Origin of the sequence: Nostoc sp., assembly GCF_036917375.1 — a bacterium.
Lineage (GTDB): Bacteria > Cyanobacteriota > Cyanobacteriia > Cyanobacteriales > Nostocaceae > Nostoc.
On the sequence record NZ_JBALDN010000053.1, the window covers coordinates 1 to 24,786 of the forward strand.

The following is a 24,786-nucleotide window of genomic DNA, read 5'->3' on the forward strand; positions in this document are numbered from 1 at the left end:
TTTATCGTACAGACTAACTAATTTAAGATGATTGCATTTACGGGCTACAGCCTAGCCACACAAAGGCTTTAACTGTTTTCGGAGATGTCTATTGATTTCTGGCTGCAAAGCTAATTGCTTTTGGTATCAATACCATCGCAGAGGTGCTTGTCGCTCACATTGGGATTTGATTGTAAATAAGGACGTAGCCTAGTGCAACTGTAGGCGATTAAATTCTCTAGATTATCTGTAGCCGTATTCCAGAGTTTGACGCTCTTGTCAAGACTAGCAGAAGCGATGGTCTTGCCATCGGGGCTAAATGCTACGCCCCTGACTATATCGCTATGCCCTTCCAAGCGGTTTATCTCTTGAGTATTGTAAATTGCTCGCTTGAGTGCCACTACGGCTTGCTGGTTAGCCGTTTGTTCTAAATTGGCATTCTGAGGTGGTCTACCTAAAAGTTGTCTACCTGACTGTACGGCTGCAACCGCAGCCTCAAGATGCTTGTTAGACAGTAGGGAAGCTTCAGAGGTTTGCGCCAGAGCAATTACACCTTGTTGTTGCGCTACCTTAGCATTTTTTTGGGCGTTCCACCATTGATAACCAGCTAATCCAGCTAACCCAAGGGATAAAGTAGCAAATATAGTTACAAATTGGTTTCGCTGTTTCCTTTGTGCTTCTATTTTTATGCTTTCTTTCTCTTCTCGCTCAAGCCTATTTCGCAGTTGTTGACTCTTCTCAATGTACTCCTGGGCTACCCCATTTAGCATTTGCCAATCGCCAAATCTAGTTAAATATGCTTCTGCTACTGCTAACCTGTCATCTTTTCTGAGAAACCCTGGCTTTTTCTCATTCTTTTCCCATTCTTGGGCTTCCGCTTCAATCTGTCGCTCAATGGCTATTCCCACCTTATATTCCTCTTTCCACTCTCGTAACATTTGCCAGTGGCGGATTAAGGCTTCGTGGACAACATCTAAAATTACATCCTGGGAATCTTGCTCATCCGTCTTTATAATTAATCGTGCATCTTTATCCGCTAACTTATCGCTCACCTGTTGCAAAAGTTCCAAGGAATGATGGGAATTAACCAGCTCGCGTAAACGCACGCGCCGCCGTACATCTGTGGTTTCTCCCATTTGGGTCAATTCTAGAAAAATCCGCCGCGCCACAGTTTTTTCTGTTGGCGAAAGACTTTCGTAAACTGCATCGGCGCGTTTTTGTAGCGTTCCCTCCACTCCGCCTAAATCTTCATAAGTTTTGAGGCTGAGAACGTCATCGCCTTGATTTCTCGACTCACGCCACAATTCTGTCAACGTATATTGCAGCAATGGCAAACTTCCGGGGTAATCTTCAACATCATTAATTAGTTGCTGTTTTAACCTTCCTTCTATGCCTAATCCTACCCAGTCAGCCGGTTTAGTAATCGCTTCTTCAATTTCCTCACGGCTTAAGTGTTCGATGTTTATATAAGGTTTATTGATTCTACCCGCAAATTTGGGATATTCTCGCCATCTCCCCCGAAAATCCGATCGCATTCCAATGAAAATATAAAGGTTATCTGTACAGTCAATTAATTCCCGCAAACAGTCAAAGAATTCTTGGCGCTGGCTGTCATCGCACATAGTAAAGCATTCTTCAAACTGGTCGATAATCAAAATAACTGGTGTGTTTAATGCTTTTAACCTTTCGCCGATGATATGGACAAAATCACCCCTCCCCAACCCTCCCCCCTTCGACAGGCTCAGGGCATCGCTTGTAAAGGGGAGGGAGTTAGATTTTCCGGTTTCCCCCCTTTCCAAGGGGGGATTAAGGGGGGTAATTTGACTTGTGTGTATATCGGTCAAAGAAAGTGCAAAAGCCTCCTGTAAACTGTTAACAGGAGATTCTTTAGGCGTAAACGGAGTAATATAAGTCCAGCGATCGCTTCCTGGAATCTCTTGTCCTAGCTTCAGTTGGTAGAGTAACCCCGCCCGTAACATAGATGATTTTCCACTACCAGAAGCTCCTAAGACAGCAATTAGGCGATGCTTATCTCTTACCTGTTGAATTAACTGTCCAGTCAACGCACTCCGCCCATAAAAAACCTCAGCATCTTCCTTTGTCTCTTTAAAATACGACAGAGAACGATAAGGACACTTATCCTGAAAGCTTTTTTGTGAAAACTTAGTTGTCAGCAGAATTGCGCGTGGCGAATTGGCAATTAACGGACGCTGGACTGTATTCGGCATTCGGCTGATAATGAAATCTGCCAACTTGTGGCTATTAACGATCCCATCTGCGTCATTTTCCGGGTTCAATCCTGCAAGTAACGCCTGCGTCATCAACCCCTGCGCGTGGGGAATTTCCACTCCAGTTTCATAGGAACGGGTTGCAGTAATTAAACAGTAATCTTTATCTGTGGGAATAAATTTTAACAATTCACCGCTATAGCAGCAATCTAGCCAAACAACGACTCGTTTAGCCTGACTTATTTGCAACTGCTCACCCAACCAACTTAAGGGTATACCATAGATTTCTGCATCAGGTAAAACATCACTGGTAGCTAGAAATACTTCTTCTTTACCAGCCACAGTTTTGCACCACCCATGTCCTGAAAAGAAGAATAACGCTGTTTCTGGCGTGGGGTTTGGATCGGGAGGATTGAAAAGATTAGCGATCGCTTCTCTCAATTCTTGCACCTTTACCGCCCCTTGGCGGTCAATTTTACTTTCTCCCTTCGGGTTTAAAGTTCTAGGTAAACACTGAGCGCGAAAAGGTCTATAACCGTATAGTTCTAATTGTTGGGCAATTTTCTCTGCATCCTCTGCTGCTGCCGTTAGCGGCTTTAGAGTGGTGTACTCTGGGTAATAATTAATTCCAATAACTTGAGCAGCCCATTCCGATGCCATTTTTCTTACCTGACTGACTCTGATAACTTTTTGGTTGAACTGTAGGCAAAATCTGTCCGCAGCATTCTTTAAGTTGTATGAAAAATCAATAGAATACAGCGCAATAAACTAGATTTATTTACATAGCAAAAGGTATAATAAAAAACATTTTATTGAGTAAATTCTTCTTTTTAGAGATAGAAAATCAAAACTGAACATGAAATACATGGTGTAATTATCTCACTGAAATTACGTTTATACTAGTCTAGTGAGTTTGGTATAAAAACCTATGAATACAAACGCTGACAATACTATCATCGCTTTTCTCTTGGCGTTTCAAGACTTAAAAACCGCCCTTGGAGAACAAGAGAAACAGAATTTAAAAGAAGTTGCCAAGCAATTAGACACCCAACCCAAAGCTTGGGAAGACTATATTAAAAGACGTTTATTAGAAATAATTACCCCTAATCCTGACTTAAATCAGTCTTATCAATTGTATAAATCTCAATTAGATAATCTAGAAGCAATTCCTGATGAATTACTTCCGACTGAAGCAGAAATTAGCAAACTCAATACTCTTGATAAAGCTCCAATAACTAGAGGATTTAAACCCAAATATGAAGCTACAGGTTACGAAAGCCAACTCAATAATATTGTAGTTATTGTTGGTAGCTCTTCTCAACCAGAAGAAACCGTAAAACAAGTCAAATTTTTAGAAAAATGGAAACAGTTTTTATCTCAATCCAATCAATCAAATTAGTTTTGCCCTTGTGATGAGCGATTTAATCTATCCGACACTTGATTTGTTTTTATACGCTTTAAAAACTTCTTTAAACACAACTGATGCAGAAACACAAAAAAACCAAGCAGCTTTTTTAGAACAATTACCCTCTGATACTCAATTCTACGATCCTGATATTGAAACTGAGTATCTAGAGATTACCCATCCTCCTCAAATTAACTTTATTTCCCCCAATAAAACTTTAGAAGGATACTATTACGCTGTTAGATTAAATGATACTTATGGCTTACAAATTGATTGTTCTATTAATAATCAAACCGAAACTCAACCAGCCAAGTCTTTTGCAATCTTAAAAACTGAAATTGAACAAAAACTAAATAAAGAACTGGCAATAATTGGAAAAACCTGGTTGCTTTCTGGTTGGCTGCCAGAAAATTCATCTCAGAACCATGAAGATATTGCCAAAGATTGCTATTATGCTTTATTTAATGATACTAATTGGCAACCAGACAAAGGTACTTTTTTAGACGGAAAAGTTTTTGAAGTAGGGCGATCGCAATATATAAATCAGAGCCTAAAAAACGTAACAACGCCTCTAAATAGTAATGAACATCATGTGATTATTACTATTTATAATAATCGAGAGAGTGCAGAACAAGCTGCGGAATTTTATAAAGATTGGATGGGTTTATTTTGTTATCGCAATAAGATTTCGTGGGCTTATTGGCAAAGTCGTTTAGTCAAAGAATCTCTGCTCAATCATTATAAACAGATTGAAGAAAATAGAAAAATTGCCAATCAAAGTAATTCTCGGCAAGAAAAGCAGAATATTACAACTTCTCGCAAGATTTTAAATAATATTGATAATATTCTTCAGCAATATACAATCGACTTACTAAACCTTTCTTTCCAAAAACAAATTATTGAAATTAATTTATCTAACTATCAACTTCGCTTGGCTTTGATTCAAGAAAAAGCGGGTCAAAATAATCAGTTAGATTTTTTAGAAAAATTTAGTAACCTAGCGAACAAAAAATATTTACCACAAATTATCAAAGATATCGAAAATATGCAGCTTGGCTTGCAACTTTTAGAAGATACAATTAACTCTACTCGCAGTCGCATAGAAGCCGAGAAAGCAGAACGAGAGCGTAACTTTCAAGAGCTTGTAGCTGTTGCCGGTGCTGGGATAGCAACCGTATCTCTGCTAAAAGATCCTGCAAAAGAGTGTCAAGATAATTTTATTAAATTTAAAGTTCACTTCTTGTGCGAATACCCTTTCAGTGCCAGCTTAATAGTGGGAATCATTGTTGGTTTTGTAGTTTGGTGGCTGAGAAAACGATGGCGATCGTGAAATCATGTAATATTCTCAGTCGATTTTCAGAATTATTTGACTTGTAAGGAAGCAGTCACGGCAAGAAATTCTTGTATCATTTTTTGGATCAGTTCTCCTGCTGGGAGAGCTTCAGCTAATCCTACTCCCTGTCCTGCCCACATACTGACAAAATCTGGACTTGATTGTTGAGCAGAAGTTTGGCGTAAAACCCGCCCTATAGACATCTGAGCGGGGAATGGCAGTACCTTGTCCTTGTGATTCTCCATTTCACGTATAAATCGATTTCGTATTGCTCTGGCGGGTCTGCCAGAAAATACCTCAGTAATAACCGTATCTTCGTCCTTAGAGTTGAGTACCGCCTGCCTATAAACTTCCGGGATATTATTCTCAGGACAGGCGAGAAAGGCGGTTCCCATTTGTACGCCGCTTGCCCCAACTGCAAATGCAGCAACGATTCCACGAGCATCCATAATTCCGCCCGCCGCGACGACTGGAACCGATACCGCATCAGCTATTTGTGGCACTAAGGCTGCTGTTCCAATCAATCCATGTTCATAAGGCACAGCAAAAGTACCGCGATGACCTCCGGCTTCAAAGCCCTGGGCGATGATGACATCGACTCCTGCTTCGACCAAAGCTTTTGCTTCACCAGTTGTCGTCGCGGTAGCTAACACAATTGAGCCTATGGCGTGTATCTCACGAATTGCCTCAATTGGTGCAGGCCCAAAGTGGAAACTAAATACAGGTATTTTCTCTTCCAGCAGGACATTAAATTGTTCTAGGAATGGCCCTAGTATCGGTATTGGTTCGGGAACAGGCCCCGCATCAAGTTCGTTATGCCATATTTTTAATAGCTCGGACATTGGAGAAGACTGCTCAGGCGCAAGTTCATAGGCTTCAACTGCTGGTGCAAACAAATTAACTGCAAAGGGTTGGTCTGTCAGTTCTCGAATTTGCCTGATAAAGGAGCGAAGTTTAGTTGGTGGGGTAGCCGCGCCCCCATAAGAGCCAAGACCTCCTGCATTAGAAACGGCCGCAACCAACTCAGGTGTGGAAGCGCCGGCCATCGGAGCCTGAATGATTGGGTGTGCAATCTTGAGCAAATCTATCAGTTCTGTCTTAGGCCACATAAGTATCTCCCACACTTGGTAATACAAGCAAGATATCTGCCTTTAAGTGTATGACCAATGATGGATAGCCGCCGAAATACCAGCCAAATGAAACACGTTGTAAAGATATGTAACGTCACTATACCTTGGGACAGGGATTGACTGTGGCTGCAAATGCGGTTTTATTGATGAATAAGAGTGCGATCGCTATTCCCTGAATAGACTTGTCCGAAATATTAACTTAGGGAAAGAAAAATGGTAAAACGTTAAATTGACTGTTTACTATTTTTCAGAATTAGTTATGGTTTTTGATTATATTGGGAAATATCCACACCGAACCAAACAAATTTTAGGGATTAGTTACGAACAATTGCAATCACTGCTAAATTGCGCCTTAAAACGACAGCAAGACATCAAAGCTAAACAGGAGAGTCATAAAGTTAGAATTAACGCGGCTGGTGCTGGTCGTCCCGAAAAGTTATCAACCGAAGAACAAGTATGTTTATGCCTATTTTATCTAAGACAGATGCCAACATTTCAAGTATTAGGAATGTTATTTGGTGTTTCCAAAACAGAAGCTAATGATACATTTCATGACTGGATACCAATTCTTCGTGATATATTACCTGCTAGTTTATTAGAACAAGTCTCAAATAATGAGAGCGATTTGCTATTTGTTCAAGAAGCCTTAACAAATTTTAGGCTATTAGTCGATAGCCTAGAACAGCCAATATATAGGGATTCTGACCAAAAAGAGCAACAGAAATATTTTTCTGGAAAGAAGAGACAGCATACTTTAAAAAGTCTCATGATTGGGATACCAGAAGGTAAGGATATCGTGGAGGTAGAAGTAGGCGTTCCTGGATCAACAGCCGATATAAAATTGTTTCGTCAATCTCAGGATCAGTTTGATAAGTCTCAACCTTTTTCAGGTGATAAAGGTTTCCAAGGAGGCGAAAATATCACTACTCCTCACAAAAAGAAACCAAAACGAGAGTTAACCCAGCAACAAAAAGCCGAAAATAAAGCCTTGTCCAGTAATCGGATATTTATTGAGCATTTAATCCGTCTGCTCAAAATATTTCGGATTGCTTCACAAAGATTCCGCTTAAAGCTTCATACTTATGAGCAAATTATTTTAACAGTATGTGGGTTAGTTAGATTGAGAATAGGTAGCTTGGTTCTCCCAACTTAGCTATCAGTAATATTCATAAAGTCTCAGAACTTAGGAGTTGATTTTGATGCTTCTAAACTATCATTAACTATCTCAAAGCCAGATCACTCCGTTTTTACGAAGATATCAAAGTTTTGCCTCAAAGCTTTGAACAGTTTGGCTTTGGGGTTTTCGGACAAGTCTAATCGGGATGACTGGATTCGAACCAGCGGCCCCTTCGTCCCGAACGAAGTGCGCTACCAAGCTGCGCCACATCCCGCCATAAAAATGGCATTGTAAATTAAGAATATCACAACCTGCACTAAATAGCAGAATTACATCTATATACGATCGCTTCATCAAAGACTTTGCTTGCTAGGATTAAGTTTGTATAACTCTAGTGGTAAAAGCGGATTGTGACTGTAAAACCAGACTGGTTGCGGGTAAAAGCACCTCAGCGTGAGCGCATCGGTAACGTTAAAGAAATTTTGCGGGATTTAGCCCTCAATACAGTTTGCGAGGAAGCGTCCTGTCCGAATATTGGTGAATGCTTCAACGCTGGGACTGCCACGTTTTTGATTATGGGCCCCGCTTGTACACGCGCTTGTCCCTATTGCGATATTGATTTTGAGAAAAAACCCAAACCACTAGACCCCACAGAACCTACACGACTGGCGGAAGCTGTTCGCCGCCTGAACCTTAATCATGTAGTCATCACTTCTGTAAACCGAGATGACTTGCTTGATGGTGGTGCATCGCAGTTCATAGCGTGTATTGATGCAGTTAACTCTGTTTCACCCAACACCACAATTGAGGTGCTAATTCCTGACTTATGCGGTAATTGGAATGCTTTGGAGTTAATTCTACAAGCTTCGCCAGAGGTATTAAACCACAATACCGAAACTGTTCCACGCCTATATCGCCGGGTGCGTCCCCAAGGAAACTACGATCGCACATTAGAATTATTGCAGCGCACTCGCCAACTTTCTCCTAGCACATACACTAAATCCGGGATCATGGTTGGACTCGGTGAAACTGACGCAGAAATTCGCCAAGTTATGCAAGACTTGCGAACTGTCGATTGCGACATTTTGACCATTGGGCAATATCTCCAACCCAGTCAAAAACACTTACAGGTAAACGAATTTGTCAATCCAGAACAATTTGCTGACTGGAAGGCATTCGGCGAGGAAATTGGATTTTTACAAGTTGTTTCTTCACCATTGACAAGAAGCTCCTATCATGCGGAACAAGTTAGAGAATTGATGAAACGTTATCCACGCTCAAAAGTTAGGAGTTAGGAATTAGGAATTATGAGTGAGCAGATGTACTCCAACACAAAACTTTCTGTTGCAATTCTGGGTGCGGGTGCTTGGGGTGCATCTCTGGCAAATCTCGCTGCTGCAAACGGTCATCAGGTGCGCGTGTGGTCGCGTCAAGGTTCCCAAAGTTTTCAAGCAGTTTTAAAAGATGTCCAAATAGTCCTGTCCGCTATCTCAATGATTGGTGTGAGAGATGTTGCTTCCCAAGTCCAGTCTTTCCCCCTTTCTCCAGAGACAATTTTTGTGACGGCGACAAAAGGCTTAGATCCCCAAACTACCTGCACACCTTCACAAATTTGGCAAACAATATTCCCTAGCCATCCAGTGGTTGTTTTGTCTGGGCCTAATTTATCAAAAGAAATTCAAATGGAATTACCAGCAGCCACGGTGGTAGCCAGTAATATTCCCACGGCTGCGGAAGTAGTGCAGTTAGTATTTTCTTCTCATCGTTTCCGGGTATATACCAATCCCGACCCCTTGGGCGTGGAACTAGGGGGAACACTGAAAAATGTGATTGCGATCGCAGCTGGTGTGTGCGATGGTTTACAGCTGGGAACTAATGCCAAAGCTGCTTTAGTCACCCGTGGACTTACAGAAATGGTTCGCATCGGCAACAACTGGGGTGCAAAGACGGAAACATTTTATGGTTTATCGGGTCTAGGAGATTTGTTAGCAACGTGCAACAGTCCCTTAAGTCGCAATTACCAAGTCGGCTATCAGCTAGCTGGTGGTAAGTCACTTACAGAAACTCTCGCAAATTTACAAGGAACTGCTGAAGGAGTAAACACTTGCCGAGTTTTGATGCAACGAGCCAAGCAAGAAAACATTGCAGTCCCAATTACCGAGCAAGTTTATCGGTTACTTCAAGGCGAAATCACACCCGGACAAGCACTTGATGAACTGATGTTGCGAGATATCAAGCCAGAGTACAACTACTAGTTAGTAGTCTGTCAAATCAACTTGCTGGCTAAATAAGTTCGTAGTAAGGACTTTAGTCTTTATATTAAGCACTGAAGTGCTTACTACATACCAAGCTTTCCTTCGCTTGATGGACTACTAGTTAGTAGTCTGTCAAGTTGAAATTGGCACTTTAAGACTGACATACAAGACGACGCAGGAACACGGAGAGGGTGTTTGATAACTTATCCGCATCTTCATATCTCCGTGTCGAGAGAATTTTTGCCGTTAATGCTAATCACTTCTGCGATATCTATTAGTTCTACTTATACCTGAATAATCCTGAGAAAAAATTGCTAAATCGTCAGGATATTACTTTTGCACCCATGTAAATGTGACTATGCCAATTATAAAGATGACATTCACTGAAGGATGTTTATACTGTGTTACAAAAGTTACTATCACAAAACCATCAAGGTTGAAATATTAACTAAGTAGTTGAAATATTGCAAACCTAGCTGTGGATTTAAATAGCTATTGGTTTAATCAAAAGTTTAGCAGCCGATTAAGTTCAGTAATCCTGTATCTAATAAAACCCTTACAGTTAATTTCTAAAAAAATTGTAATGGAACGTTCAACCATGTTAGTTCATCGTTAATCGCGGGAACAATAGCAACAGTTGAATAGCTGACCGTAATCTAAGCTGACCGAAATCTATTGTTACCTGGAGCCATTGAGACGATCTTTATGCCAGCAACATCTTTTTATGCAGACGCCCCCTACAACACCAAAAAGTCTAGCCAGGCTTTGGACTCGGATCTCACGGTTGATGACAGTGAGTTATCGGTAGATGATTTACAGGAGCTAGAAATGGCTTCTGTTGACAATGCTAACTTTGCTGCTAGCACCAACCGTCGGAGTACAGACCTAGTACGTCTATATCTTCAAGAAATTGGTCGGGTTCGCTTGTTGGGGCGCGATGAAGAGGTTTCAGAAGCACAAAAAGTCCAACGCTACTTGCGGATGCGGATAGTACTTGCTAAGGCCGCCAAAGAAGGGGATGAAGTGATTACGCCTTATCTTCGGTTAGTTGAAGTTCAAGAACGTCTAACCTCGGAACTAGGACATCGCCCGTCTTTGGAAAGATGGGCTGCCACTGCTGACATAATTTTATCCGATCTTAGGCCAACTTTGGCAAATGGCAAACGTCGCTGGGCTGAAATCGCCAAGTTGACTGTAGAAGAGTTGGAGCAAGTTCAATCCCAAGGACTCCAAGCAAAAGAACACATGATTAAGGCGAATCTTCGCTTAGTTGTGTCTGTTGCTAAGAAATATCAAAATCGTGGTTTGGAATTGTTGGATTTAGTCCAAGAAGGTACATTAGGTTTGGAGCGGGCTGTAGAAAAATTTGACCCCACTAAGGGTTATCGCTTCAGTACCTATGCTTACTGGTGGATTCGTCAGGGTATTACACGGGCGATCGCTACTTCTAGTCGCACGATTCGCCTACCGGTTCACATCACCGAAAAGTTAAACAAAATTAAAAAAGCTCAACGCAAAATTGCTCAAGAAAAAGGTCGCACCCCAACTCTAGAGGATTTAGCAACCGAGTTAGAGATGACACCGACCCAAGTGCGAGAAGTTTTATTGCGGGTTCCTCGCTCTGTTTCTTTGGAAACCAAAGTAGGAAAAGACAAAGACACTGAGCTAGGCGAATTACTCGAAACTGACAGTGTAACTCCAGAAGAGATGTTAATGCGAGAATCTTTACAAAGAGATTTGCATCATCTGCTGTCAGATTTGACTAGCCGGGAGCGCGATGTAATTCTGATGCGGTTTGGTTTGGCAGATGGTCATCCTTATTCTTTAGCAGAAATTGGCCGCGCTCTTGACTTATCGCGCGAACGAGTCCGCCAAATTGAATCCAAGGCTTTGCAAAAGCTTCGTCAACCCAAGCGCCGCAACCTCATCCGCGACTATTTAGAGTCTCTAAGTTAGTCATTTGTCATTAGTCATTTGTCATTAGAAAACTACACTTGACAAATGACTAGGGACAAAAGGGTGATTTTATTCCCAGGCCGAAAGCCTTTTATAGACTTACAGCAAATAATTAGCATTAAGCTGTATAAAAGTTTTCCCCAATCTTTGTTCAGATATCTTGAAGGTGGGGAGCAACTAAGAATTCAAATTTAACTTATGCAAAATCCAAAGTCAAGGGATGCAATCGTTACAAGTATCCTAACTATTAGCTGTATGCAAATTAAATGCATTACAGCTTATTACTTGAATTTTGCTCAGGATTTGATGAATTGTTCTTAAATATTTAGTAAGAATTCTCAATAGGCAATGATTGTTGCAAATTGCTCCCAAGATTTGTTATATTCTCAACTAACAAGCTTTGTTGAGAACTATTAGTATGACTGTCTACACAACTACTTCACTCAAGGCAGAACTGAATGAACGAGGCTGGCGATTAACTCCCCAGCGCGAAACAATTTTACACATTTTTCAAGAACTTCCGCAAGGTGAACATCTGAGTGCGGAGGATCTTTATCATCGGCTAGAAACTGATGGTGAAGGGATCAGTCTGTCAACTATTTATCGGACTTTGAAGTTGATGGCAAGGATGGGAATTTTACGGGAATTAGAACTGGGTGAGGGACATAAGCATTATGAAATCAACCAGCCCTATCCTCATCATCACCATCACTTAATTTGTGTTAGATGCAACTCAACTATTGAGTTTAAAAATGATTCAATTTTAAAAATTGGGTCAAAAACCGCTCAAAAAGAAGGTTTTCACCTCTTAGATTGTCAAATGACCATCCATGCAGTGTGTCCCAAGTGCCAACGGGCGCTGATGCCGCTTTAGCACTTGGGTGAATAAATAAAACGAAACCACTCAAATTAACCAAATAAATGGAATCTGAGCAGTTCGTAATTTGCTGTTACTGGAGGCAAGCAACCAGTTGGGAACTGATACTAACGACACCAAAGCGGATGTTAAAAGCGTCCGCTCTTAAGATCCTTAAGACTAATCCCGTAGAATTCTTGGGCTTGTTTAATCGCTTTTTTGGTGTCATCTGCCATTACACCATTGAGCTTGCCTTTATAAAAACCCCGCTCCCGTAGTCGGGTTTGAATTTCTAAGGTATTAAATTCGCTTTTGCTAGTAGTATTAACTGAGCTATATAACTTAGCTCGCGTAGTTGGGCCAGCAACACCACTTGCTGCTAAGAAATTAGCCGCCTGAAATCTCTTGACAGCATCAGCAGTAAAGGGGCCATAGTAGCCATTTGGCTCTCCCTCTAAATATCCTGCCTGGATCAATTGTTCTTGAAGAATTCTAACTGGCTCACCGCGATCGCCTACACGAAGTTTGTCTCGATTGACTACCTTTTTGGGAGCCTCTTCTCCATCGCCGATGCCAATTCCTGGCAATTTAGCTAATGTTGCTGGGCCAACAACTCCATCAACGCTTAATTTGTAAGAATCTTGGAATCGTTTAACAGCTTCTTCGGTAATTGGGCCAAATATGCCTGTGGCGTTTCCGTAATAAAAGCCTGCGACTCTTAACCGTTCTTGCAAAGCTCTGACATCTTCACCTTCATCCCCCTTAGTAAGGTAGTTGGGATTGCGGCGTTTGTTGGTGGCTGAACTAGTAGTGCTGGACTTTTTCGCTTGTGCGCTTACAGCAGCGGTTCTTTGAGCTTGTGTAGCCCTAGTTGTGGGCTTTTTCGCCTGCCAATTTTCTAATTTTTGCAGGGTGCTTGCTCCAACAATGCCGTCCACTGGTAAACCAGCGGCCTTTTGGAAGCGCCGCACAGCTTCTTGTGTGGATGCGTCATATACTTGGGTAACAGAAGATTGGTAAAAACCTGCTGTTTTCAAATTTTGTTGTAGATTTCTGACAGAAGGGCCTCGATCGCCTTTTTCTAGTGCCATGACGCTGCTAACAGCGCCAAGAATAGATAAAGACAGAGCAAGGGGCAACATATACTTCCAAGCCCTACCCGAAAGCCTTTTCCAGTCTGGTGCAGCTGCGTCCTTAAACAAAGAACTGAGGGAGACCAATTCACTGGGTGTGCTCTCTTCGTAGGCGAAAGCTAGGTGCAAATACGCAAGATTCTCCATATTTGTTTCCTACACCATTGATTTTTCTTCGATAACTGCTTCAGCTTGATGTACTAGGTTCCTCAAAGCTTCTAATGTTCCTATATTTACATCCTCCCACAAATTGCGCTTGTGTGCTTCTAATAATTTTTCAGCAATATCACGCAGTGCGTAAGGGTTCTTTTGCTGAATAAATTCTACAACAACTGGATCGAGTAAATAAGCATCTACTATGCCTTGATACATGTAATCTTCAGCACATTTTGCGGTTGCATCGTAGGCGAATAGATAATCTACCGTCGCCGCCATTTCAAAGGCTCCCTTGTATCCGTGGCGCATTACTCCTGCAATCCATTTGGGATTAACTACGCGAGAACGATATACTCGTGCAATTTCTTCTTTCAGTTGACGAACGCGTGGTTGGGCGGGTATAGAATTATCTCCAAAATAGGTTTGGGGATTTTTTCCCTGTAGAGAACGCACCGCTGCTGTTAAGCCACCCTGAAATTGGTAATAATCATCAGAATCGAGTAGATCGTGTTCGCGGTTGTCTTGATTGTGCAGGACAATTTGCATTTGAGACAAGCGTTGCTCGAAAGCTTCGGGGGAGGGAAGTGGGGAGTTAGGAGTTAGGAGTGAGGAGTTAGAAGTGGGGATTGGGGACTGGGAGTTAGGAAGAATTTCTGCTCCCCTGCCCCCCTGCTCCCCTGCTCCCGAAGAGTAGGCGTAAGAACTCCAATTAATGTAGGCGCGGGCTAAATCTTCGTCATCTGTCCAGTTTTGCGATTCGATTAAACCTTGGAGTCCAGCGCCGTAAGCACCTGGGCGAGAACCGAAAATGCGATAACGCGATCGCACCACGGCTTCTTGTATAGTTAATCCTTGGCTTGTCCACAAATCAGTCTCTTGGCGAACTGCATCCGCTAGGGGATTTTGTTCTGGCGGTTCATCCAAGTCTGCTACTGCTGATACTGCTTGATTGAATAAGTCAATTAAGTTGGGAAAAGCATCGCGGAAGAATCCCGAAATTCGCAAGGTGACATCTACACGGGGACGCCCCAAAATCGCTAGGGGCAAAATTTCAAAATCCACTACTCGCCGTGCTGCACCATCCCATACAGGTTGGACTCCGAGTAAAGCTAAGGCTTCGGCAATATCATCACCGCCTGTTCGCATGGTGGCTGTTCCCCACATTGATAAACCTAGTGTTTTGGGATACTCGCCATGTTCTTGCGTGTAATATTCTACGAGGGTTTCAGCGGCTTTTCTGCCGATATCCCAAGCTGTCTCTGTGGGAATGGCACGAATATCGACAGAATAAAAGTTTTTCCCTGTTGGGAGAACTTCTGGGCGGCCGCGCGTAGGTGCGCCAGATGGAGCGCTGGGGACATATCCGCCATCGAGTCCGTGTAATAAATGGGTGATTTCTTCGGGGGTTTTTTGTAAGGCGGGGAGGAGGCGATCGCGTATCCATGTAGAGACATGATTCATCGCGTCTCCCCCGCCAACACAGACGCGATTCATCGCGTCTCTACAAGATTTTTGAATTCTGAATTCTGAATCCTGATTTATTAATTGTTCTACTACAAGGGCGGCGTGTTCTTCTAGGACTTCGACGATATCGCCGAGGGTACGGCATTCTGTGCCATTGACTATTGAGTATTCACCACTAGGCATTGACAAATCGGCTGTGAGGGGATCGAAGTCTAGTCCCCAATCTTGAGCGATCGCGCGGGTAATACCTGAAGAATGGCGATTGGGGATGCGAGCGATCGCTACTATTAAATCCCTCAATTGCCTTCCTTGGGGACATTGCCCAAAAATATGCAAGCCATCGCGGATTTGGGCTTCTTTCAATTCACAAAGATAGCCACCGATGGAATTCAAAATTAAAGATTCAGAATTAAAAATTTCCGTTTCATTTTGGATTCCTAAATCTAGATGGAGATTTTCTTTGATCACCAGTTCGTGGATGCGATCGCGAATTACTGGCAAACGCGAAGGATCTAAACTGTCGGCTTCATAATACTCATCAATTAAATTTTCTAACTGTTGCAACGAACCGTAGAGTTCCGCGCGAGTCATCGGTGGCGTGAGGTGATCTATAATCACGGCTTGAGCGCGACGTTTGGCTTGGGAACCTTCACCAGGATCGTTGACAATAAACGGGTACAGGTGGGGAAGTGCGCCGAAAGCTACTTCTGGATAACAATTACTCGATAAAGCCACACTTTTACCCGGTAGCCATTCTAGATTTCCGTGTTTCCCTACATGAACTACAGCATCAGCACCAAAAGTTTCTCTAACCCAATAGTAGAAAGCTAAATAAGCATGAGTTGGTTCTAAATCCGGCGCATGATAATTCAAACTGGGGTCATTATCATAACCCCTTGCTGGCTGAATTCCCACGAAGATGTTGCCGAGTTTAATTCCGGGAACGGGGATTGGGGATTGGGGATTGGGCATCGGGCATTGGGCATTGGAAATTAGGGTACTACTAAACTCTTCCCCATTCCCCATTCCCCATTGCCCATTCCCTATTCCCCACCTTTCACTAATACCTTGCTGCACTGCTGGCGGTAATGAAGCGAAATATTCTTGGTATTCTTCCCAAGAAACACTTTGGTGTACCGGAAGCGATTCTCTACCTTCTGGATCGTTGGTTACACCATCTGTCAGCCGTTGAATCAACTCGTCTCCTTGAGCAGGTGGATTTTCTACTTCATACCCAGCTTGACGTAAAGCTTGTAGGATTTCTACACAACTAGCTGGAGTGTCGAGTCCCACACCATTAGCGAGGCGGCCATTGCGGTTGGGGTAGTTTGCCAGAATTAAGGCAATTCGACGTTCTTGAGGTGGTTTGGAACGTAGACGCGCCCAATTTGCTGCTAGTTTAGCAACGAACTCGATGCGATCGCTCACTGGTTCATAAATTACCACATCTGTCTCTAAATGGGGATTACGAGTTTGCAATGCTTTAAAAGACACAGCACGAGTAATAATCCGCCCATCTACTTCTGGTAGCGCCACATTCATCCCAATATCGCGGGGAGAAAGCCCTTGAAACTGTGACTCCCACTGCTCAATCGATCCGCCACTGAGGATTACCTGCAACACAGGCACATCTAATTTTTGCCAAAGTTCGGTTTGGGGTGTTTCGCTTTCCAAGCGTGCTAGAGAAAAACTGGTGGTATTTAGCAGCACAGCGATTGATTCGGCTTCTTTAGGTTGGAAAAATTCACTCAACTCAACTTGCACATCTGGTTCGCGCAATGAAGAAACAAATACTGGCACTGGTTGTAAATTTTTCTGTACCAAAGCTTCGCATAAAGCATCAATTACTTTAGTGTTTCCCGCTAAATAATGAGCGCGGTAGAAAAGGATACCGACTTTAGGAATTGGGGATTGGAAAATTTGAGGTTCAAAGGTGGATGAACGAGTATTTGATCTGGATTCATCCGGTTCAAAGGTGGATGAACGGAGTTCTGAAGTGGATTCATCCAGTTCAAAGGTGGATGAACGAAGTTCTAACTCTCCCCTGCCCCCCTGCTCCTCGGTCACTGAGCGTAGCCGAAGTGCTGCCCCCCTGCTCCCCTGCTCCTTTACTCCCCACTCATATAATCCCACGCGCGGAATCGGCTGAGGTGGTGGGGGATTATATGCAGTTAATAAGCAACTATCGGAGATAAATTGCAGAGCATTAATGAAATTTTCCACGCCGCCTTCGCTAAAATACTGCCATACCTGGTTAACAATACCCAAGGGCACGGTAGACTGGGAAATTAAATCGGGATCGAAAGCGTCATCCCCTGGCATTACAATGAGGGTTCTACCATTTCGTTGCACAATTTCTTGCACTACTTCTAAGCCATATCCCCAGTAAGAACGTCCTCCTAATAGGCGCAGAATAATTACTTGGGCATGTTCTAAAACTTGCTCTCCATAAGTATCTATGCTTAATTGTTGCTGCAACTGCAACAGGTTGGCGACTCTTAATGCAGGAAAGCTTGCAGGTAATTTTGTCACCGCAGCTGCCAAGGTTTGAATGTCAGTATCAGCAGCCGTAATCAAGACGAAAGGCGCGGGAGTTTGTTCTAAAAAAATTATACCTTCTGACTGATTCCATCCACCCGATGTGCTACTTATACGATGCATAATCCTGTGTTACCGTTTTAAGTTGTTGGTTAGTACATAATCAAACTTTTTTCCCTGGATTCAGCCCCCTCTTACCAAAACGACTGAAAATGCTTAGTTATGCTGATTTGAGCTTTTCTCGAACCTTGCCTATTGTTGTATTTAATCAGCTTGGCGAATTGTTAGAACAGATGGCTCAAACGGTGGGAAGTGCCACTCTGGTGTTGACAGAAGCTGCATTAGTACGAATTGGTATACCTGTGGAGTGGCAAAGGCAAAGGTTTACGCTAGTGGTTTCCGAGCAGTTTAGTGCGCTCCTGGTAGGAACCTTTGAGGAGGGGCAGGGGAGCAGAGGGGCAGGGGAGCAGGGGGGCAGGGGAGCAGGGGGGCAGGGAATTTACTCGGCACTCAATGCTCAGTTGACGTTTAATTTGGAGGCGATCGCTTCTTTTGTCTACGAGTTGAAAGACTTGTTTGAGTGCGATTCTTATACTCACCAAAATCTCGAACGCTATCAGCAAATTATTAAACCTAATGATGCCACGCTCCAAAGTCAATTCACGCTGTTGTTATTAGAATATCTCCTAACTCAGCCAAACCAAGAAATAATAGCACCTCCCAGCCCAATTGGGCCAGCAGTTTATATCTGTCAGCCAGTGGAAGATGCTTTAAAAAAACAGATTTCCCAAGAGCGGTTGTTAAATCAGGTAACAACGCAGATCCGCAAAAGCCTAGATTTGCCGGTCATTATGGCAACGGCAATTACACAGGTGCGTGAGTTTTTAAAATTAGACAGATTAGTAATTTATAAATTTGCAGGTTCCCAAGTCAATACTCAACAATACCAGTCTGATAGTATTCCCCTCAATGAAACGGCATTGACAACAGGTATAGAACTATCAGTTAATGAACCTGCCGAAATCTATTTTTCTATACATGATAACCAGGGTGAACACTCGCCTTCAGTATCAGTTAATAATCAAACATTATTAGAAGATTACCAACAGTATGGAGGTTATATTGTCTATGAAGCTCGTGCTAGAGATGCTATTACATCGGTGTTGAATTACACGGAAAAAAATTGCTTTGTCCGAACCTCTCAGTGTTGGGAGAAGTATCAGCAAGGTTTTACCTTAGCTGTGGATGATGTCGAAAAAACTTATGCTCTAGAAGAGTGTTTATTGAATTTTTTAAGGGAATGCCAAGTTAGAGCTAAGTTGGCTGCACCGATTATGTTTGAGGATAAACTGTGGGGATTGCTGATTGCTCATCAGTGCAATGAACCTCACCAGTGGAATGATAGCGAAAAAACTTTGCTGGTTGCGATCGCAGAACAATTAGCGATCGCTATTCACCAATCTGAGTTAATGCAAACCCTCACCCAAGAAAAACAAACTCTCGAACAACGAGTTATTGAACGGACAATGGCGCTGCGTGATGCTCTCCTCGCCGCCGAAGTTGCTAACCGTCTTAGAAGTGAGTTTCTTGCTACTATCAGTCATGAATTGCTCACGCCTTTAACTTATGTGATTGGGATGTCTTCGACGTTATTACGCTGGCCTTTGGGTGAATTAAGTCAACGACAACGGGGTTATCTGCAAACAATCCACGACAGTGGAGAGCATTTATTAGAAATGATTAATGACATCCTCGATTTATCGCAAATCGAGGCTGGGAAGACAGCTTTAAATATTTCGGAATTTTCTTTGGTGAATGTTGCCGAAAATGCTGTGAAGTCACTGCAAAAAAAAGCAACAAGCGAACAAATTAATCTTATACTTGATTTGCAAATCGATCCCAAGCGCGATCGCTTTACTGCCGATGCCGAACGAGTAGAACAAATTCTTTGGAATCTGTTAACTAACGCGATTAAATTTACCCCTGAAAGTGGCAGCGTTACCTTACGTCTTTGGGTGGAAGATGATACTGCTATTTTTCAAGTGGAAGATACCGGGATTGGCATTCCTGAAGAACAATTGCCATTACTATTTGAGAAATTTCAGCAACTCGATACACCCTATCGCCGCCGCTACGAAGGCACTGGGCTGGGATTGGCTTTAACTAAACAACTCGTGGAACTCCATCGAGGTCGAATTGAAGTAGAATCAACTGTAAGTATCGGCTCTATTTTTACTGTATGGATACCAACTCAGACAATGAGAGTGGTGAGTTAGGAGTTAAGCAAGAGACGCGATGATTTATGAAGAAGGGGAAGGGGTAAAGGGGAAGGGGGAAGGGTAAAAAGCGAGTGGAATTGTGAGCGAAATAATCCTTATGAAGAAAGTTTGGTAAAAATCTTGCCTCTTGTGAGCAACCTAATTAATACCTTTACCCCTCTTTTTTATTTCTTCAATTTGAGGCTAGGCTAACAAGCATTTTTTCAAAAATTTTCAACACATGCTCCTCTCCATTGTCTCTAATAAAAATGCCAAAATTTGGGTGAGAGTTGATTTCAATTAACCAATATTGATTATCTCGATCTAATACAATATCAAAACCACCATAATCAAGGTCTAACTCTTCAAAAATTGGTTGAGCAAAATTAGCAATCTCTGACAGGATTTGTGGATCGTTGATATACTTGGCTTTCGCACCATCCCAGTGTAGAGGACTGAGATTACCGACAAATTTGGCATCAGTTATATCTTTTTCATAGAGCAAAACTAACTCTTTATTTAAGAAAACGGCTCTATATTCAGATTTGATCTGAATAAATTCTTGAGCAAGAGCGATATAATCATACTTATGATTAATCTTAAAAATTTCTTTTAACGCAGTTCCAATTTCATTTATATTTTCACATAAAAAGACATTATGTCCGCTCGCGCCAGAATTTCTTTTAATAATTACTGGTGTTTCAAAGTTTTCTTTTATTTCTAATACGATATCTTGAATAGTTGGAAATTTTAAGTAAATCTTATATTTAGTGTCACAAAAAGGGGAAAGAAAACCCACTGTCCGAGGAAGTTTAACTTTTTTATTTAAAACATGATAAGTATATTCTTTATCTTTAAGCAGGTGTGCTACTGCTTGATTAAGTAAGGGAGTGCTATAGTTACAAAAATAATGCTGTTTACTATTCAATTTTATTTTGACTAAATTTTCCGAAGGATGAAGAATTTCATAGCTGATATTTAAATTTTCACAAGCTTTCAGCAATAGCGAAACATTGTCTAACATAAATACTTAAAGTTAAACTCCAAATTACGAATTACGAATTACGAATTATTTTAACTTGCTGTTTGCCGTTTAAAAATTACTATCTCAGTCCCAACAACCGGGTTACGAGCTATCAGCGTATTTTGGGAGTCGATAATTTCTAAATGAGTAAAATCAAGTTCTTGAGAGCGTTGTAATATCTCCGCAGCTAGTTTGTCTTGCTGAGATTCATTGAGAGTGTACCAATCATTACTAATTTTGACAGTCAAGTTACTGGTACGGAAGTTGGCTTGAATTGACTTTATCAGACCAGAGGCAACGCGATCGCTAATTTCAGCTACCTGATTTTCAATAGCCGCAATCAAAGCTTGTTCAGGTGTCAATTCTATGATTGGTGTCGGCGTTGGTGTCGGTGTTGGGATTGGCGTTGGCGTAGGAATTGGTTCTGGTTCTGGTTCCGGCGTTGGTGTAATTTGTACTTCTGGCGGTGGCGTAATTTCCTCTGGTGGCTGTGGCGGTTGTGGTTCTGGTACGACTGATTCCGGTGGAGTAGTTATCGTTGGTGTTGGTATGGGAACCTCTTCAACTGGTGGAACTGTTGCTACTTCAGTCGGTTTAGCAGTAAGGACAGTTGTAGTCGCCCAAACCAGAATTACAGCAACTCCAGTCACAATTCCCGTCAAAGCTGTATCTGATAACTTTGTTGACAAATTTGATGGTAAAAACAAGCGGATTGTCCTTAACAGTCCACCCCACCTCAATTGAAGCTGCTGGAAAAAACCAGGTTTTTCCTCAGTTCCAGGCGGGGGTGGTGTCTCCAGTTTTTCCACCGTTACTTCTAAAACCCCAATCGTCCCTTGGAGAAGTTGGATAATTTTAGCCTTCCAAAATGGCTGAACTCTCTGGTAAGGTTTTTGGGGAGGTTGAGTTATCTGCTCATCCGTCGGTTTTGACTGATTGTCTTGTGACATGGAACTTTCACCAAAAGCAGCGAATCAAAGACAAACAACGTACGTTATTACTGGTGCTGCCTTCTTTTGCATTAATGTATCACTTCATTGCTCATTGTTTCCGCTAAACTGACTATTTATTAAATTTGGTGACTTATGAACCTGAAACGCCGTCAATTTATATTTTTAAGTAGCGTCAGCGCCATTAGTACAGGCTTTTTAAGCTGGATGTTTGCTCATGAAAATCATCAAAGTGCTGATATTAGCGATTCAACAACAGCTATAGCCGCAAACCCAGCCAAAAAAGACTTGTTATTACGTTTTGTGTCTGTAGCAGATACAGGGACTGGGGCTAAAGGACAGTATGCTGTGGCTGGAGCGATGAATGCGTATCATCAGAAAAATCCTTATGATTTAGTCGTTTTAGCTGGAGACAACATTTACAATAACGGCGAAATTGAGAAAATTAATGCAGTTTTTGAGCGTCCTTATCAAGGTTTACTCAAGCAAGGTGTGAAATTTCACGCTTGTTTAGGTAATCACGATATTCGTACCGCCAATGGCGAGCCACAAGTCAAGTATGCTGGCTTTAATATGAAGGGACGTTACTATACATTTCGCCGGGGAACTGTGCAATTTTTCGCTTTAGATACTAACAGTAATGCTGACTGGAAAAACCAGCTACCTTGGTTAGAAAAAGAATTAAGTCTTAGTAATGCTCCTTGGAAAGTAGTGTTTGGTCATCATCCGATTTATTCATCGGGTCAGTATGGGAATAATCCAGATTTTATTAAAACTTTTACTCCCCTATTTCAAAAATACGGCGTTCAACTTTATATCAATGGTCACGAACATAATTATGAACGCACTCGTGCTATTGATGGTACAACTTACTTAATTTGTGGCGCAGGTGCTGGTAATCGTCCTGTAGGGCGTTCTGAGTGGACACGGTATTCTACCAGTGACTTAAGTTTTGCTTCTTATGAAGTGTATAAAGATAGAATAGAAATAAGTGCGATCGCTACTAATAATCGCATTTTTGATAAAGGCATTATTCAATTAAAATCAGCTTAGTTATATGACTCAGCAAGAACTTCCTTCTGGACTCAAAAATATTGTAGAATCACCTCAAACACTGGATACTCTATTTTCTGCACTGTTACCAGCTGTAGGCGATTTTTTGCAGTCTGATAGATGTTTTCTATATCTGCACAATCCACAAAATGACCTTGGTAGAGTTGCTTTTTGTTGGATTCGCACTCCAGATGTACCTACTGTTTATAATGAAGACTGGGCAGCACAACCCCCAACTTTAGTAGAAGAAGATCCGATGTTTGCGGCTGCGCTACGTGCTGAACCTTCAATCTTTGTCGAAGATGTAGAAACTGCTGCTCCTCAAGTATTAAATCGAGAATTTGAACAGAAGAATTTTGGACATCGCGCCCTTATTCATGCCCATATCCGTCAGGATGGCCAACTCTGGGGAATTTTACAACCATGCATTTTTGGTCATCCCAGAACTTGGACTGAATATGAACGAGGGGTGATTAATAGTCTTGTCGATAAAATCACACCTTTTGCAGTTTCTTATGTCAAGTCTGCTTTTAATTCACTGGTTTTGCTTACCTATTTATTAACTGTATTAAATTACGTTCAGCGTTTTTACATTTTGCAACCCACATTGACTAACGGTATATGCATACCTCCGATACGTGGTTTGAGAAAAGACGGGGAAAATCATAACACTTCCCTCGTCTTAATCTTTCGTCACCCCTATCTATAACTTTTCAACAATCTGGTCTCTAAGACTATTGGCAAATCCCAACACTTCGTTTTTCTCTGGTTGCTTGACCCCATTTTTATCAAGGGCTAGGCCTATATCATTAACAAAAGCATAAAATTCCCCATTGGTGAGACCTCCACCAATTCCACTATGAGAAAGCTTCATAGTCCGCCCAGTATACACACAAGGTCCACCTGCTGCTTGGCAGAATTGAGCTATCAGCAACTCACGCAACCGCTGTTTTGAGTTGGTACTTAAGCCAATAAAGTATTTACCAATCAATGGGTCAGCAAATATGTTTTTTGCAGAGTCGTCAATGACTGCGGCAATTGCGTTGTAGCCTCCTAATCTATTATAGAGAGACCTTCCTATTGAATTATGGGCTATAGTCACTTCCGCTGCTGGTATTGGAACTAGCGGTGTTGTCGTGGAACGAGCCAAACTAGGGCTTAACCTGAAAATAGTCACAACCATGATTGTGATAGAAACCAATGTCAACCAGAAAGCCTTTGTAAATAAGTTTTGTGTTTTCATCGTCAAAGTTCCCCTGTTAAGTTTGATGCTGGATCAGTTTTGTTTGTTACTTCACACAATAAAATTCGGCTACAAAGATGAAGCCTAAAAAATAACCGAATTTATGCCTACTAAAATTTGTATGGAATGTCTAGAAAAGTTTGTAGTTCTGACTTTATTCCATAGTAAATATCTGAGAAAATCCAATATTTTCTCGTCTATTTAATAGCCTTTTTAATAGCAATGCCTGAAATATATAACGCGCATTTTTAGAAAAAATTGCGCCCAAACATAATTTATTTCAAAAGCACTTACTTTTAAAATAAGTTCTGTTTGATCGATCGAGTAATAAGTATAGTACCACCGATATTGCAAATATTTAATAATTAGAATAAAACAACCTACTTTTCCTACTTTTCCCACTTTTTAAAATACATATAATTTATTGAAAGGTTTGCTTAGAAAATCAGTTCATCTTCAAAAAAATTAATGCCCATATTTTTATGAGTAAATATACTTAAAATTATACTAAATAACATTAGTCCAATTGTCACCGCAAAATTTTATGATTCTTGAGGCAGTTATGCTTAATATCAAATCCGGGCTGGAATTCGATTTTGAAGCTACTTTTAAAACAATACGGTTCAGTTAAGGCTGAAAGACTGATTAGTGATATGAAATTTAGGAGCTTCAACTCGTTGTCCAGTACCTCTATGTTTTGGCTTTTTA

General features: G+C 41.6%; 17 protein-coding genes and 1 tRNA gene. 10 read left to right on the plus strand and 8 right to left on the minus strand.

All coding sequences use genetic code 11. The features are described from left to right. Positions 1-110: 110 nt before the first annotated feature. The gene (locus tag V7K45_RS13755; RefSeq protein WP_335004221.1) at positions 111-2,867 is read right to left on the minus strand and encodes an nSTAND1 domain-containing NTPase; all 2,757 of its coding nucleotides are present in this window, start codon (positions 2,865-2,867) and stop codon (positions 111-113) included. A 268-nt stretch (positions 2,868-3,135) separates the two neighbouring features. Here V7K45_RS13755 and V7K45_RS13760 point away from each other — a divergent pair, with 268 nt between their 5' ends. Next, positions 3,136-3,606, plus strand: a complete 471-nt coding sequence (locus tag V7K45_RS13760; RefSeq protein ID WP_335004223.1) for a hypothetical protein — start codon at positions 3,136-3,138, stop codon at positions 3,604-3,606. Between the two features lie 13 nt (positions 3,607-3,619). After that, complete coding sequence (locus V7K45_RS13765; protein ID WP_335004225.1) at positions 3,620-4,942, plus strand: hypothetical protein; 1,323 nt, start codon at positions 3,620-3,622, stop codon at positions 4,940-4,942. 32 nt (positions 4,943-4,974) lie between these two features. On the opposite strand, the gene V7K45_RS13770 is transcribed toward V7K45_RS13765, so the two are convergent. Next, positions 4,975-6,054 (minus strand): NAD(P)H-dependent flavin oxidoreductase, encoded by a 1,080-nt coding sequence (locus tag V7K45_RS13770; protein ID WP_335004227.1) that lies wholly within the window; start codon positions 6,052-6,054, stop codon positions 4,975-4,977. 250 nt (positions 6,055-6,304) lie between these two features. Between V7K45_RS13770 and V7K45_RS13775 the strand changes: the two genes are divergently transcribed. Beyond that, positions 6,305-7,228 (plus strand): transposase family protein, encoded by a 924-nt coding sequence (locus V7K45_RS13775; protein WP_335004229.1) that lies wholly within the window; start codon positions 6,305-6,307, stop codon positions 7,226-7,228. 164 nt (positions 7,229-7,392) lie between these two features. Here the strand turns inward: V7K45_RS13775 and V7K45_RS13780 are convergent. Beyond that, a tRNA-Pro gene (locus V7K45_RS13780) sits at positions 7,393-7,466 on the minus strand. A 136-nt stretch (positions 7,467-7,602) separates the two neighbouring features. Between V7K45_RS13780 and lipA the strand changes: the two genes are divergently transcribed. The 4 genes from lipA to V7K45_RS13800 all read left to right on the plus strand — a co-directional run bounded on the left by lipA (position 7,603) and on the right by V7K45_RS13800 (position 12,277). Beyond that, positions 7,603-8,487 (plus strand): lipoyl synthase, encoded by an 885-nt coding sequence (gene lipA / locus V7K45_RS13785; RefSeq protein ID WP_335004231.1) that lies wholly within the window; start codon positions 7,603-7,605, stop codon positions 8,485-8,487. A gap of 24 nt (positions 8,488-8,511) precedes the next feature. Beyond that, positions 8,512-9,447, plus strand: coding sequence for an NAD(P)H-dependent glycerol-3-phosphate dehydrogenase (locus tag V7K45_RS13790; protein ID WP_335004251.1), 936 nt, complete (start codon positions 8,512-8,514; stop codon positions 9,445-9,447). Positions 9,448-10,152: 705 nt separating this feature from the next. Beyond that, positions 10,153-11,403 carry an RNA polymerase sigma factor SigC gene (sigC, locus tag V7K45_RS13795; RefSeq protein WP_335004233.1) on the plus strand — a complete coding sequence of 417 codons (1,251 nt, stop codon included), beginning with the start codon at positions 10,153-10,155 and terminating at the stop codon, positions 11,401-11,403. 418 nt (positions 11,404-11,821) lie between these two features. Next, positions 11,822-12,277 (plus strand): Fur family transcriptional regulator, encoded by a 456-nt coding sequence (locus tag V7K45_RS13800; RefSeq protein ID WP_012407750.1) that lies wholly within the window; start codon positions 11,822-11,824, stop codon positions 12,275-12,277. Between the two features lie 131 nt (positions 12,278-12,408). On the opposite strand, the gene V7K45_RS13805 is transcribed toward V7K45_RS13800, so the two are convergent. Both V7K45_RS13805 and cobN read right to left on the minus strand, forming a co-directional pair. Continuing rightward, positions 12,409-13,539: a peptidoglycan-binding domain-containing protein gene (locus V7K45_RS13805; protein ID WP_335004235.1), complete on the minus strand. Its 1,131-nt coding sequence runs from the start codon at positions 13,537-13,539 to the stop codon at positions 12,409-12,411. Between the two features lie 9 nt (positions 13,540-13,548). Next, positions 13,549-17,673, minus strand: coding sequence for a cobaltochelatase subunit CobN (gene cobN, locus V7K45_RS13810; RefSeq protein WP_335004237.1), 4,125 nt, complete (start codon positions 17,671-17,673; stop codon positions 13,549-13,551). Positions 17,674-17,762: 89 nt separating this feature from the next. Here cobN and V7K45_RS13815 point away from each other — a divergent pair, with 89 nt between their 5' ends. Beyond that, complete coding sequence (locus V7K45_RS13815; protein WP_335004239.1) at positions 17,763-19,826, plus strand: GAF domain-containing sensor histidine kinase; 2,064 nt, start codon at positions 17,763-17,765, stop codon at positions 19,824-19,826. Between the two features lie 175 nt (positions 19,827-20,001). Here the strand turns inward: V7K45_RS13815 and V7K45_RS13820 are convergent, their stop codons facing one another. After that, complete coding sequence (locus tag V7K45_RS13820; protein WP_335004241.1) at positions 20,002-20,832, minus strand: ATP-grasp domain-containing protein; 831 nt, start codon at positions 20,830-20,832, stop codon at positions 20,002-20,004. A gap of 50 nt (positions 20,833-20,882) precedes the next feature. Further along, positions 20,883-21,782, minus strand: a complete 900-nt coding sequence (locus V7K45_RS13825) for a hypothetical protein (RefSeq protein ID WP_335004243.1) — start codon at positions 21,780-21,782, stop codon at positions 20,883-20,885. 135 nt (positions 21,783-21,917) lie between these two features. On the opposite strand from V7K45_RS13825, the gene V7K45_RS13830 reads away from it, so the two are divergent. Both V7K45_RS13830 and V7K45_RS13835 read left to right on the plus strand, forming a co-directional pair. Continuing rightward, positions 21,918-22,835 carry a metallophosphoesterase family protein gene (locus V7K45_RS13830; protein WP_335004245.1) on the plus strand — a complete coding sequence of 306 codons (918 nt, stop codon included), beginning with the start codon at positions 21,918-21,920 and terminating at the stop codon, positions 22,833-22,835. A 4-nt stretch (positions 22,836-22,839) separates the two neighbouring features. Beyond that, the gene (locus V7K45_RS13835; RefSeq protein WP_335004247.1) at positions 22,840-23,544 is read left to right on the plus strand and encodes a GAF domain-containing protein; all 705 of its coding nucleotides are present in this window, start codon (positions 22,840-22,842) and stop codon (positions 23,542-23,544) included. On the opposite strand, the gene V7K45_RS13840 is transcribed toward V7K45_RS13835, so the two are convergent. After that, the gene (locus V7K45_RS13840; RefSeq protein WP_335004249.1) at positions 23,539-24,078 is read right to left on the minus strand and encodes a group I truncated hemoglobin; all 540 of its coding nucleotides are present in this window, start codon (positions 24,076-24,078) and stop codon (positions 23,539-23,541) included. The two genes, V7K45_RS13835 and V7K45_RS13840, sit on opposite strands and share 6 nt — an antisense overlap. Positions 24,079-24,786 lie beyond the last annotated feature (708 nt).

Bases quoted from the DNA above. Each gene is read 5' to 3' on its own strand.
- V7K45_RS13755 (WP_335004221.1), bottom strand. From the start codon at position 2,867: ATGGCATCGGAATGGGCTGCTCAAGTTATTGGAATTAATTATTACCCA.
- V7K45_RS13760 (WP_335004223.1), top strand. From the start codon at position 3,136: ATGAATACAAACGCTGACAATACTATCATCGCTTTTCTCTTGGCGTTT.
- V7K45_RS13765 (WP_335004225.1), top strand. From the start codon at position 3,620: ATGAGCGATTTAATCTATCCGACACTTGATTTGTTTTTATACGCTTTA.
- V7K45_RS13770 (WP_335004227.1), bottom strand. From the start codon at position 6,054: ATGTGGCCTAAGACAGAACTGATAGATTTGCTCAAGATTGCACACCCA.
- V7K45_RS13790 (WP_335004251.1), top strand. From the start codon at position 8,512: ATGTACTCCAACACAAAACTTTCTGTTGCAATTCTGGGTGCGGGTGCT.
- sigC (WP_335004233.1), top strand. From the start codon at position 10,153: ATGCCAGCAACATCTTTTTATGCAGACGCCCCCTACAACACCAAAAAG.
- V7K45_RS13800 (WP_012407750.1), top strand. From the start codon at position 11,822: ATGACTGTCTACACAACTACTTCACTCAAGGCAGAACTGAATGAACGA.
- V7K45_RS13805 (WP_335004235.1), bottom strand. From the start codon at position 13,539: ATGGAGAATCTTGCGTATTTGCACCTAGCTTTCGCCTACGAAGAGAGC.
- cobN (WP_335004237.1), bottom strand. From the start codon at position 17,673: ATGCATCGTATAAGTAGCACATCGGGTGGATGGAATCAGTCAGAAGGT.
- V7K45_RS13815 (WP_335004239.1), top strand. From the start codon at position 17,763: ATGCTTAGTTATGCTGATTTGAGCTTTTCTCGAACCTTGCCTATTGTT.
- V7K45_RS13820 (WP_335004241.1), bottom strand. From the start codon at position 20,832: ATGTTAGACAATGTTTCGCTATTGCTGAAAGCTTGTGAAAATTTAAAT.
- V7K45_RS13825 (WP_335004243.1), bottom strand. From the start codon at position 21,782: ATGTCACAAGACAATCAGTCAAAACCGACGGATGAGCAGATAACTCAA.
- V7K45_RS13830 (WP_335004245.1), top strand. From the start codon at position 21,918: ATGAACCTGAAACGCCGTCAATTTATATTTTTAAGTAGCGTCAGCGCC.
- V7K45_RS13835 (WP_335004247.1), top strand. From the start codon at position 22,840: ATGACTCAGCAAGAACTTCCTTCTGGACTCAAAAATATTGTAGAATCA.
- V7K45_RS13840 (WP_335004249.1), bottom strand. From the start codon at position 24,078: ATGAAAACACAAAACTTATTTACAAAGGCTTTCTGGTTGACATTGGTT.